The sequence below is a fragment of the Streptomyces ipomoeae 91-03 genome (assembly GCF_000317595.1).
In the GTDB taxonomy this organism is placed as follows: Bacteria; Actinomycetota; Actinomycetes; order Streptomycetales; family Streptomycetaceae; genus Streptomyces; species Streptomyces ipomoeae.
In genome coordinates, this window is the sequence record NZ_AEJC01000596.1 from 20,086 (window position 1) to 31,371 (window position 11,286).

The 11,286-nt window shown below is 71.4% G+C and carries 8 protein-coding genes; 5 read left to right on the forward strand and 3 right to left on the reverse strand.

Going from position 1 to position 11,286, the window contains the following annotated elements:
- Position 1: 1 nt before the first annotated feature.
- Entirely contained in the window at positions 2-2,395 is a 2,394-nt protein-coding gene (locus tag STRIP9103_RS38325; RefSeq protein WP_009336171.1) for a SulP family inorganic anion transporter, read from the reverse strand.
- A 263-nt stretch (positions 2,396-2,658) separates the two neighbouring features.
- Between STRIP9103_RS38325 and STRIP9103_RS38330 the strand changes: the two genes are divergently transcribed.
- Positions 2,659-4,014 carry a polysaccharide deacetylase family protein gene (locus tag STRIP9103_RS38330; protein WP_009336173.1) on the forward strand — a complete coding sequence of 452 codons (1,356 nt, stop codon included), beginning with the start codon at positions 2,659-2,661 and terminating at the stop codon, positions 4,012-4,014.
- A 13-nt stretch (positions 4,015-4,027) separates the two neighbouring features.
- On the opposite strand, the gene STRIP9103_RS38335 is transcribed toward STRIP9103_RS38330, so the two are convergent.
- Positions 4,028-5,008, reverse strand: a complete 981-nt coding sequence (locus tag STRIP9103_RS38335; RefSeq protein ID WP_048821727.1) for an ATP-binding protein — start codon at positions 5,006-5,008, stop codon at positions 4,028-4,030.
- Between the two features lie 149 nt (positions 5,009-5,157).
- Here STRIP9103_RS38335 and STRIP9103_RS38340 point away from each other — a divergent pair, with 149 nt between their 5' ends.
- The gene (locus STRIP9103_RS38340; RefSeq protein WP_048821723.1) at positions 5,158-5,991 is read left to right on the forward strand and encodes a Fic family protein; all 834 of its coding nucleotides are present in this window, start codon (positions 5,158-5,160) and stop codon (positions 5,989-5,991) included.
- Between the two features lie 356 nt (positions 5,992-6,347).
- Here the strand turns inward: STRIP9103_RS38340 and STRIP9103_RS38345 are convergent, their stop codons facing one another.
- Positions 6,348-7,172, reverse strand: a complete 825-nt coding sequence (locus STRIP9103_RS38345; protein WP_048821724.1) for an HAD family hydrolase — start codon at positions 7,170-7,172, stop codon at positions 6,348-6,350.
- A gap of 634 nt (positions 7,173-7,806) precedes the next feature.
- Between STRIP9103_RS38345 and ssd the strand changes: the two genes are divergently transcribed.
- The 3 genes from ssd to STRIP9103_RS38360 all read left to right on the forward strand — a co-directional run.
- Positions 7,807-8,901 (forward strand): septum site-determining protein Ssd, encoded by a 1,095-nt coding sequence (gene ssd / locus STRIP9103_RS38350; RefSeq protein ID WP_009336137.1) that lies wholly within the window; start codon positions 7,807-7,809, stop codon positions 8,899-8,901.
- A gap of 225 nt (positions 8,902-9,126) precedes the next feature.
- Entirely contained in the window at positions 9,127-10,461 is a 1,335-nt protein-coding gene (locus tag STRIP9103_RS38355) for a TadA family conjugal transfer-associated ATPase (RefSeq protein ID WP_009336139.1), read from the forward strand.
- Positions 10,462-10,475: 14 nt separating this feature from the next.
- A partial coding sequence (locus STRIP9103_RS38360; RefSeq protein ID WP_048821729.1) for a type II secretion system F family protein occupies positions 10,476-11,286 on the forward strand: 811 nt, incomplete at its 3' end.

An 11,286-nucleotide genomic window follows, 5' to 3' on the forward strand; every position in this document is an offset into this window, starting at 1 on the left:
TTCACGCACGCGTGTCGTGCAGCGCCGTCCTGGTCGGCTCGGCCGGGCCCGTCGCTCCGATCGGCCCGGCCGTTCCGGTGACCTGGTCGAAGACCCCGCTGTCGGGTGCTTCCTCCGTCAGCAGGTACGCCTGTGCCTCACCCACGTGGAAGTACATCCCGTGCAGTTCGAGCGCGCCCTCGCGCAGGGCGCGGGCCACGGACTCGTGAGCCCTCAGATGCTCCAGTTGCTGGATGACGTTGGTCAGGCAGAGCTGTTCGACCGCGTCGGCCGGTTCGCGCCCGGCGAGGCGGGCCCAGGGGCGGTCCTTGTCGGTCGCCCGCTCCAGGCTGGGCAGACCGTGCCGCAGCCATCGCTTCAGGGGCGTCCGGGCGCCGCCGGGGTCGCTGTTGAGCAGAGCCTGCATGGCACCACAGCCGGAATGCCCGCAGACCGTGATCGACCGCACCTCCAGCACGTCCACCGCGTACTCGATGGCCGCCGCCACCGAGTCGTCCCCGCTCTCCTCGCCGGGCAGCGGCACGAGGTTGCCGACGTTGCGGACGACGAAGAGGTCGCCCGGGCCGCTTGAGGTGATCATCGACGTGACGAGCCGGGAGTCGGCACAGGTGAGGAAGAGCTGCGAGGGCCGCTGCCCCTCCCGCGCGAGCCGGGCCAGCTCACCGCGCACCAGGGGAGCGGTGTTGCGCTGGAACGCGCTGATGCCGCGCGCCAGTTGATGCCCGCTCGGCCCTTCGCCCGGCTCCTCCGGCGGGTTCCCGAGGGCAGTGGTGGTCGGGGCCTCGCACTGGTGGTTGCGCCAAGGCGTCCAGGGCCGGCAGCGGCAGGCGCCCGCCGAGGTGCTGGCGGGCTCGGCGATACGGGTGCCCGCGCGGCCGGTGATCTCCACGGAGCCACCGTGCGCACCATGCGCGTGCTGCCAGTCCTGCAGCGACTCGTACGCCGCGTGGTCCATGAACGACCCGTCCAGCTCCACTACGACGGCCGCCTTCCGGGGCACCTGATGCAGGACACGGCTGAGCCGGGGCACGGCGAGGAACGTCAACTGCCCTCGCACATGGACGTGGTGGACTCCTTCCTTCTCGTCGTGGGTGATACGGGTGCGGGTGAGACGGTGCAGGGCGACGCCGACGGCCACGGCGATGCCGAGCGCGACACCCTCCAGGACGCCCAGGAGGACGACACCGCCCGTGGTGGCGGCGTAGACCAGCACCTCACGATGGCGGGTGACCGTGCGGATGTGGTGCAGGGACACCATCTGGACCCCGACGGCCATCACCAGGGCGGCGAGTGAGGCGAGGGGGATCAGCTCCAGGACGGGGATCAGGAGCAGTGCCGCTGCTACTACCCAAACGCCGTGCAGCATCGTGGAGTTCCGGCTGACGGCGCCGGCCTGCACATTGGCTGTGCTGCGGACGGCGACACCGGCGACGGGCAGACCGCCGAGGGCGCCGGAGACGACGTTGGCCGCGCCCTGGCCGCGCAGCTCACGGTCGAGGTCCGAGCGGCGCACATCTGTCCGTCCCGCAGCCAGCTTGTCCACGGCGACGGCGCCCAGCAGCGACTGCACGCTGCACACCAGCGTGGTGGTGAGCACGGCCGCGACGAGGCCGAGCACCGGCCCCTCGGGCAGCGCGGCCAGCGCATGGCTGCGCCAGGACGGCAGGTCGACCTTGGGCAGCCGCAGCCCCGCGAGCACGGCGGTCGTGGTGGCGACGGCCACGGCGACCAGCGCGGCGGGGGCGGCGCGCAGCGCACGGCCGACGCGCCCCGGCAGCCGGGGCCAGGTGAGCAGCACGATCAGGGTCAGTACGCTCACGGAGACCGCGGCGGGGTGCAGATCGGCCAACTGGGCGGGCAGCGCTCCGATGTTGGCGAGCACCGAGCTCTGCGGGGTACCGCCGAGCACGATGTGCAGCTGGGCGACGGCGATGGTGACGCCGATGCCGGCGAGCATGCCGTGCACGATCGCGGGGCTGACGGCGAGCGCCGAGCGGGCCACGCGCAGGCAGGCGAGGCCCAGTTGGGCGAGTCCGGCGAGGACGGTGATGGCGCAGGTGGTGCGCCAGCCGTACTGCTGGATGAGATCGGCGGTGACGACGGTGAGACCGGCCGCCGGGCCGCTGACCTGGAGCGGTGAGCCGCCCAGGCGTCCGGCGACGAGACCACCGACGGCGGCGGCGACGAGGCCGGCCGGGAGCGGGGCGCCTGTGGCGAGGGCGATGCCCAGCGACAGGGGGAGGGCGATCAGGAAGACCGAGATCGAGGCGGACAGATCGGCGCCCGCGATGGGGAACCGGCGGCGCGGCCCCTGTGGCGGGCTGTGGGGCCGATGGTTGCGATCCGTCCGGTTCGTATGCGGGTCGATGGCGCGGGTGGGGATGCAGGCGGACATGTTCTCCCGTCTCCTCCGGGGCTACGCGGTCGCGTCGGTTCGCGGCCGTGGGTCACGGCGTACAGCGGCGGGAATTCTCAACGCTCAGTAAACGAATTGTAATGCAGAGTAAAGGATATGCAAGAACATTCTTAGCAAATGGACCATTAGATCACTCAAGAGGATGAACGATGCCTTTTATCGGCTTGTCGCACTAATTGAAGCGAGGGCTTGTGTGATCTTGGCCGCTCTGCCCCAGAGCGAAGGAAGAAGGTGGGCGGAAGATGGCCGTCACCCTCAGGACCGCCGTCGGTGTCACGCTCGCCGTGACCTGCGCCGCGGCCCTCGCCGGTTGCGGAAGCGGTGAGATGAGGACCGCCGGTTCTCTCCTCATGGACAGGACCGAGAAGAAGGAGAGCCCGCAGGGCGCCCATGGCGCGAAAGAGGCGGCGCCCGGCGCGAAGAAGGGCGCCCCGGCCCCGCCGAGGGCCATGGCCCGACTGATCGGCGACGGCTCCACGGCGTACACCGGTACGCAACCGCATCTGCCCCGACCGGAACGGCTGAAGCCCGGTCAGAGGCCCCCGCAGTTCGTCGTCTTCTCCTGGGACGGCGCGGGCGAGGACGGCCAGCGGCTCTTCTCCCACTTCCGCAGGGTCGCCCGAGCCAACGGCGCGACAATGACGTACTTCTTGAGCGGCGTCTACTTGCTGCCGGTGGAGAAACGGGACCTGTACCGCCCGCCGCGGCACTCACCGGGCCGTTCGGACATCGGCTTCAACAACGTGCGCGGAATCAAGGACACCGTGGAGCAGTTGCGGGGCGCGTGGCTGGAGGGCAACGAGATCGGCACGCACTTCAACGGCCACTTCTGCGGCAGAGGCGGCGGGGTCGGTGAGTGGTCGGCCGAGGAGTGGAAGAGCGAGATCGCCCAGGCCAAGGCGTTCGTGCAGGCTTGGAAGACCAACAGCGGCATGGAAGAGGCCGCGCCGCTGCCCTTCGACTACGACAAGGAACTGATCGGCGCCCGCACACCCTGTCTGGAGGGCCGGAAGAGCTTCATGCGGGCCGCCCGCGAACTCGGCTTCCGCTATGACGCCAGCGGCGTGGACGAGCAGGTCTGGCCCGAGAAGGAAGGGGGCCTGTGGGACCTGCCGATGCAACTCGTCCCCGTCCCCGGCCGCGGCTTCGAGACGCTGACCATGGACTACAACTTCTATGTGAACCAGTCCGGGGCCCGACCGGGCAAGCCGGACAAGTGGGAGTACTGGGGTGCCCAGTTCCGTGACGGCCTGCTCGCCGGCTTCAAACGGGCCTACGAGGGCAACCGCGCACCCCTGATCATCGGCAATCACTTCGAGTCCTGGAACGGCGGCATCTATATGCGCGCCGTCGAGGAGACCATCGAGGCGGTCTGCGGCAAGCCCGAGGTGCGCTGCGTCTCCTTCCGGCACCTCGCCGACTGGCTCGACGCCCAGGACCCGAAGGTCCTGGAGAAACTGCGCACGCTCAAGGTCGGCCAAGCCCCGAAACAGGGCTGGAGGACCTTCCTGTCCGCCGCGCCGGCACCGGCCCCGAAGGGCGCCCCCGGAGCTCCGGCGGCGGGGGCGAAGGGGCCGGAGGTGACACCCAAGGAGTAGGCGGCGAAGGGGGTCAAGCCGTGGCCAGGAGCCTTTCGCCCAGGACGAAATCCGGGTCGATCTGTGCGGCGAGGTCGGCCCCGGTCCGTTCGTTGCCCCAACTGGTCGCGTTCTTCAGATGGAAGTGCACCATCTGCTGGGTGTAGCGCTCCCAGTCGCGCAACTCGTACGTGGCGTCCGCGGCGTCGTGAAGGGTGCGCAGGGCGCGGCGGTTGGGCTCCTCCAGGTGCTCGAAGCGGGGCGGCCGACCTTTCTCCAGGGCGCGCACCCAGTCCGAGTGCCCGAGGGTGACCAGCAGGTCGTCGCCGACCTCCGCGCGGAGGAAGTCGAGGTCGTCGTGGCCGTGCACCTTGTTGCCGACGACCTTGAGGGTGACGCCGTAGTCACTGGCGTACTCCTTGTACTGGCGGTAGACGGAAACCCCCCTCCGGGTCGGCTCGGCGACGAGGAACGTCATGTCGAAGCGGGTGAACATGCCGGAGGCGAAGGAGTCCGAACCGGCCGTCATGTCGACCACCACGTACTCGTTGCGGCAGTCCACGAGGTGGTTCAGATACAGCTCCACCGCTCCGGTCTTGGAGTGGTAGCAGGCGACCCCCAGGTCGGTGTCGGTGAAGGGGCCGGTGACCATCAAACGGATGGCCCCGCCGTCGAGTTCCACCGGGCGGGCGCAGGCGTCGTAGATCGCGTTGGGCTCGCAGATCCGCAGCAGACGGGAGCCCTCGCCGGGCGGAGTCGTCTTGATCATCGTCTCGGCTGAGGCGATCCGCGGGTTGGAGCCGCGCAGATGGTTCTTGATCAACGACAGCCGGTCGCCCATCGCGGGCAACTCGGCGGCTTCCGACTCGTCGAGGCCGAGGGCGGCTCCCAGATGCTGGTTGATGTCCGCGTCGATGGCGACGACCGGGGCTCCGGAGGCGGCGAGATGGCGGATGAACAGGGAGGACAGCGTGGTCTTGCCACTCCCGCCCTTCCCGACGAAAGCAATTTTCATGTTCACCAAGAGTAGTGGGCTGATCGCCATGGGTGTCCGGGTGGCGGATGAAGACCACTCCTTCGAGGGTTTGTGCGTACAGCGGAGGGGCGCGTGAGTCAAAAAGGGCTGGCGGTGGGGTGGTGGACGGGGAGCGTAGGGTCGTACTCATGAGTACGACAGGTGCGACCGCCGATCCGCTCGCGGCCCTGGGGGAGCTGCCCGGTGTGGCCGAGTCCGTGGAGTCCGTGCGCAAGGCCGTGGACCGGGTCTACGGCCATCGCGTCATGCGGCGCCGCAGCAACGAGATCACGTCGGAGGCGGCCCTGCGCGGCGCGCGCGGCTCGGCGGCGCTGTCCGGTGCCGACTGGGCGCTCGAAGAGGTGCGCCGACGCACCGACTTCAGTGGCGAGGACGGCGACGACCAGGCGCGCACCATGGGCGGCGCCCTGCGGTTGACCGCCGAGGCGGGCCAACTGTTGTCCATCTGGCGGCAGTCGCCCCTACGGGTGCTGGCCCGGCTGCATTTGGTGGCGGCAGGACGCGACCACGCGCGCGTGGGGCGGCCCCGACAGGACGACGAGCCGGTCGACGAGCCTCTCGTCGAACTGCCGTTGCCGAGTGCGGGTGAGGTCTCCGGCCGCCTTGACGGCCTCGCCGAACTCATCGTCAAGGGCACGTCGGCCCCTGCTCTCGTGAGCGCGGCCATCGTCCATGGCGAGCTGCTCGCGCTGCGACCGTTCGGCTTCCACAACGGCCTCGTCGCCCGCGCGGCCGAGCGAATCGTGCTCGTCGGCAGCGGCCTCGACCCCAAGTCCGTCTGCCCGGCGGAGGTCGGCCACGCGGAACTCGGCCGGGCCGCCTATCTCGCTGCCCTCGACGGCTATGTCTCCGGCACCCCGGAGGGCATGGCGGCCTGGATCGCCCACTGCGGCAGGGCCGTTGAACTGGGCGCGCGTGAGTCGACGGCGGTGTGCGAGGCGCTGCAGCGCGGGGCGGCGTAAAACGTCCGGAAAAGGGTTGCGGCGGTACGAGAATTCCGCCGCCGCTGGCATGTCCACCGGGTTACCAAGCGTCCTCGATATGTTGCCCATCAGGCCGGGAACTTTGCCCGTCACCTGGTGCGGCTGGCCCGTAATCGACGGGTCGACGTCGCGTGGGTGCCCGGTGTTCATGCTGGGTCCGTGGGGCCAAAATGAGTTTTTAAAGGTGATCCTCTCGGATGTCCTTTGGTCTCGCGGGCCTTGACTCCTTTCTACTCCAGGACCCGGGTAAGCGGAAGCCCTGGATGTGCTTCTTTACTTTTAGGTTCAAAGAGGGTGAATCGGCCAAGGCTGCCTTGAGGTGGGTCGAGCGCAGGTCAGGCGGTCGCGATGCGGCGCCGGCTCGCGTACCAGACGAGCCCGGCGGTGGCCGCCGCGGCTCCTATGGCCGCCGCCGCGAGCAGCGCGGGACGCGGGGGTACGGCCAGTCGCTGCTTCAGGCGCACGGGGCGGTGGAAGTCCAGAATCGGCCATCCGCGCGCGAGCGCCTCTTTTCGGAGCGCCCGGTCCGAGTTCACCGCGTGCGGGTGCCCCACGGCCTCCAGCATCGGCAGATCGGTCGCCGAGTCGCTGTACGCGTAGCAGTGCGCCAGGTCGTACTCCTCGGACTCGGCCAGCTCGCGGATCGCCTCGGCCTTGGTCGGACCGTAGGCGTAGTACTCGACCTCGCCGGTGAAGCAGCCGTCGTCACCCACCACCATGCGGGTCGCCACCACACGGTCCGCGCCGAGGAGTTCGCCGATCGGCTCGACCACCTCGGCGCCGGAGGTGGAGACGATGACGACGTCCCGCCCGGCGATGTGGTGCTCCTCGATGAGGGAAGCGGCCTCGTCGTAGATGATCGGGTCGATCAGGTCGTGAAGGGTCTCGGCGACGATGTCCTTCACTTGTTGGACGTTCCAGCCCCGGCACAGCGCGGAGATGTACTTCCGCATCCGCTCCATCTGGTCGTGGTCGGCGCCGCCCGCGAGGAACAGGAACTGGGTGTATGCCGTACGCAAGGCGGCCCTGCGGTTGATCAGGCCGCCTTGGTAGAACGACTTGCTGAACGTGAGCGTGCTCGACTTCGCAATGACCGTCTTGTCCAGGTCAAAGAAGGCCGCTGTGCGAGGCAAGGAGTGGTTTTCCACGGGCCCGAGCATATGCGCCCACCATTCGGGCTAGTGTGGGGCGTGTGGGTTTGCCTGAGAGGCCTCTCGGGTACACCATGGAAGTCACGGATCGTTCGCGACCGTGCTAACCCGGCCCGACTCCTCCCCCCCCGAGTCGGCCGTGGAGACGACCCCCACTCTCCCCCCCGGTGGGGGTCGTCGCATGTCCGGGTACGTTTTCCCCTTCGCTCTTCCGCCCACGAGGCCCCTGCCCGCCCTCGTGGGCATTTCTATGCCCTTCCATAGGATTCGTCACTGTACGTAGCCATCGTGCTGCGCTGTGGAAGTCGTACGTGGGTCGCCTGTTTGGGTGACGGCGATATTCACAACCGGCGGGTTGTCCACAGTAATCGACCAAGATCCACACGATTTCCGGGATCGCTGCACCGTGATTCCAGCGCGTCCGACGGCGGCGAGTTCATGGCCCGTCAGGTTTCTCGGACGCGTTCGGCCGGATTCTGTCGGGCGCCCATATGGCGGCCGGTTGCTGGCTCTGCACACAGGACTTGAACACGGGCGCCCGCCAGTCGGGCGTCCCTGAACGGGCGAACGGGCGGGAATGGCGAGCGCGCCGAGCACGGCGCCGACCATTCCGCGCGGAACGCAGCGAAGGGGGCTGGAGATCGTGACGGGAGCCATCACCGACGACCGGCCGTCCGCCGCCGATGGGCGGCAGGGCAGGCCGTTGATCGTCACCGAGGACATGGAACTGCTGGACGACCTGCTGCGCCTGTGCGCGGCCGCCGGTGCCAGACCGGAGGTCCACCACGGGGTGCCGGAGGGGCGGGGCAGGTGGGAGGCCGCGCCGCTCGTGCTCGTCGGCGACGACGCGGCACGCCGGCTGCGCGGGGCCGTGCGCAGACGCGGAGTGGTGCTCGTCGGCAAGGACCAGGACGACTCCGGGGTCTGGCAGCGGGCCGTGGAGATCGGCGCGGACCACGTCCTGATGCTGCCGGACGGCGAACAGTGGCTCGTCGACCGCATCGCCGACGTGGCCGAAGGGGTCGGCAGGCCCGCGCTCACCGTCGGCGTGATCGGCGGCGGGGGTGGCGCCGGGGCGTCCACGCTGGCCTGCGCGCTTGCCGTCACCTCCGCGCGACAGGGCAGGCGCACGCTGCTCGTGGACGCCGACCCGCTGGGCGGCGGCCTGGATGTCCTCCTGGGTGGCGAGAGCGCCGAAGGGCTGCGTTGGCCGGCGTTCGCCGCCTCGCGTGGCCGGGTCGGTGGCGGCGCCCTGGAGGAGTCCCTGCCCGAACTGCACTCTCTGCGGGTCCTCAGCTGGGACCGCGGCGACGCCGTCGCCATCCCGCCGCAGGCGGTACGCGCGGTCCTCGCCGCCGGCCGACGGCGCGGCGGAGCGGTCGTCGTCGACCTGCCCCGCCGCATCGACGAGGGCGTCGCCGAGGCCCTCGCCCAGATCGACCTCGGCCTCCTGGTGGTCCCGGCCGAACTGCGCGCCGTCGCGGCCTCGGCACGGGTCGCCTCCGCCTTCGGCATGGTCCTCCGCGACCTCCGCGTGGCCGTCCGGGGACCGTACGCCCCCGGCCTGGACGACCACGAGGTGGCCCGCCTGCTCGGACTGCCCCTCGCGGGCGAGGTGCCGACCGAGGCGGGGGTGCTTGATGGCGTCAAACCTCCGGGAGGTGTCCCGCGCGGGCCGCTGGCGCGCTTCTGTGCGGGGTTTTGGGAGCGGGTGGTGGCGGGGCGTGAGGGCGGATGAGTGCGGGGTTGGGGGCGGGGTGTCGGCGGACGGGGTGTGGGTGGGCGGTGAGGTGCCTGGGCGTGGGTCTTGCGGGTCGGGTTCCCTCGCCGGGAGCCGGGAGCCGGGAGCCGGGAGCCGGGAGCCGGGGGCCGGGAGCCGGGGGCCGGGAGCCGGGGGCCGGGGGCCGGGAGCGTAGGTGCAGGTGGACGCGGATGTGGCTGTGGAAGACGGAGGTGAGGGCGGATGAACGGGGCTGCTGACGACGGGCTGCTGGACGGGGTGCGGCAGTGGCTTGTCGAGAGCGGTGCTGAGCCGACGCCCGCACGGGTGGCGCAGGCGTTGCGAGAGCGGGGACGGGTGCTCGGGGACGCCGAGGTGCTCGGCGCGGCGGAACGGTTGCGATCGGAGTTGGTGGGGAGCGGGCCGTTGGAGCCGCTGCTCGCCGACCCGTCGGTCACCGATGTGCTGGTGTCGGCGCCGGACCGGGTCTGGGTCGACCGGGGCGGTGGTTTGGAGCTGACCGGGGTCTCCTTCCCGGACGCGGCGGCGGTACGGCGGCTGGCGCAGCGGCTGGCGGCGGTCGCCGGGCGTCGGCTGGACGACGCCAGGCCGTGGGTGGACGCGCGGCTTCCGGACGGCACCCGGCTGCACGCGGTGCTGCCGCCGGTGGCGGTGGGCTCGACCTGCCTCTCCCTCCGGGTCGTACGGCCCAGGGCGTTCACGCTGGACGAACTGGCGGCGGCGGGCACGGTGCCGCCGGGCGGCGACCGGGTGCTGCGGGCGCTGATCCGCTCCCGGCTGTCGTATGTGATCAGCGGCGGGACAGGGACCGGCAAGACCACGCTCCTGAGTGCGCTGCTCGGCCTGGTCGACCCGGGGGAGCGGATCGTGCTCGCCGAGGATTCCGCGGAGCTGCGGCCTGACCATCCGCACGTGGTGCGGCTGGAGGGCAGACCGGCCAACCAGGAGGGCGTGGGGCTCGTCGAGCTCCAGGACCTGGTGCGGCAGGCGCTGCGGATGCGCCCGGACCGGTTGGTGGTCGGCGAGGTGCGGGGGCCCGAGGTCGTGTCCCTGCTGGCCGCGCTGAACACCGGGCACGAGGGCGGCTGCGGCACCTTGCACGCCAACGCCGCCGCACAGGTACCGGCCCGTCTGGAGGCCCTCGGCACGGCCGCCGGGCTCGACCGGGCCGCGCTCCACAGTCAGTTGGCGGCTGCCCTGTCGGTGGTCCTGCACCTCGTACGTGACCGGGACGGGCGGCGCCGGATCGCCGAGGTGCATGTGCTGGAACGGGACGAATCGGGACTCGTGGTGACCGTGCCCGCACTGCGCTGGGGCACGGAGGCCTTCGTGTACGAGCGGGGGTGGGAGCGGCTGCGGGGGTTGCTTCAGGGCGGCCACCAGGAAGGGCCGCGTGGTCTGACTGGGGGCGGTTTGCGGGGTGAGGCCCGGCAAGAGGCCCAGGTCGCGACGCAAGGGGACGCGAGAGGGGCTGCTGGGCGGGGCCATGCGAAGGCCGTGAGACGGGCCGCGAAAGGGCCGACAGGCGGGCTTCGTGAAGGGAGCCGGGTGTTGTGACGGGGATCGGTGAGATGGCGGTCGGGGCGGGTGTGGTGTGCGCCGGGGTGGCGGCTTGGATGTTGGGGGGTGGCTGGGATGTCGGGGCTCGGCGGGCTCGGTTGTTGTTGGCCGGTGGTGGAGCCGTGGGGCCGCCTCCCTGGGAGCGGGCCGTCGGTCGGGTGCGGCGGCTGGGGGTCGAGTGGTGGGCGCCGGTGGCCGGGGCGGTGATCGGCCTTCTGGGGGCCTCGGCGTTGCCGGTGCTCGCGGGGGTGGCCGGGGTGCCGTTGCTGAGGCGGGTGCGGCGGGCGGCGGCGGAGCGCCGGGCCCGGGATCGGCGGGGCGATGCCGTGGTCGCGTTGTGCGCGGCGCTCGCCGGAGAGGTGCGGGCCGGGCGGCAGCCGGGTGAGGCACTGACGCGGGCCGCACGGGATTCGGACGGGCTCGGCGAGGCACAGGCGGTGGTCCTGGCGGCGGCGAGGTTCGGCGGGGACGTGCCGGGCGCGCTCGCGGACGCGGCGCGGCAGCCGGGCGCCGACGGGCTGCGAGGGCTCGCCGCGTGCTGGCGGGTGGCCGTGGACCGGGGCGCGGGTCTCGCGGCCGGGCTCGATCGCCTGGAGGGCGCCCTGCGCGCCGAGCGGGACCAACGGGCCGACCTGCGCGCCCAGTTGGCGGGCTCCCGGTCGACGGCGGTGATGCTCGCCGGGCTACCGGTGCTCGGCCTGCTGCTGGGCACCGCGCTCGGCGCCGACCCGCTGCACGTGGTGCTGCACAGCACCGCAGGGTTGGGCTGTCTGCTGGTCGGTGCGGCGCTGGAGGGCGCCGGCCTGTGGTGGGCGCTGCGGA

Excerpts from the sequence above, each read along its gene's own strand:
- STRIP9103_RS38335 (WP_048821727.1), bottom strand. The coding sequence starts at position 5,008 with ATGAAAATTGCTTTCGTCGGGAAGGGCGGGAGTGGCAAGACCACGCTG.
- STRIP9103_RS38340 (WP_048821723.1), top strand. The coding sequence starts at position 5,158 with ATGAGTACGACAGGTGCGACCGCCGATCCGCTCGCGGCCCTGGGGGAG.
- STRIP9103_RS38325 (WP_009336171.1), bottom strand. The coding sequence starts at position 2,395 with ATGTCCGCCTGCATCCCCACCCGCGCCATCGACCCGCATACGAACCGG.
- STRIP9103_RS38355 (WP_009336139.1), top strand. The coding sequence starts at position 9,127 with ATGAACGGGGCTGCTGACGACGGGCTGCTGGACGGGGTGCGGCAGTGG.
- STRIP9103_RS38330 (WP_009336173.1), top strand. The coding sequence starts at position 2,659 with ATGGCCGTCACCCTCAGGACCGCCGTCGGTGTCACGCTCGCCGTGACC.
- STRIP9103_RS38345 (WP_048821724.1), bottom strand. The coding sequence starts at position 7,172 with ATGCTCGGGCCCGTGGAAAACCACTCCTTGCCTCGCACAGCGGCCTTC.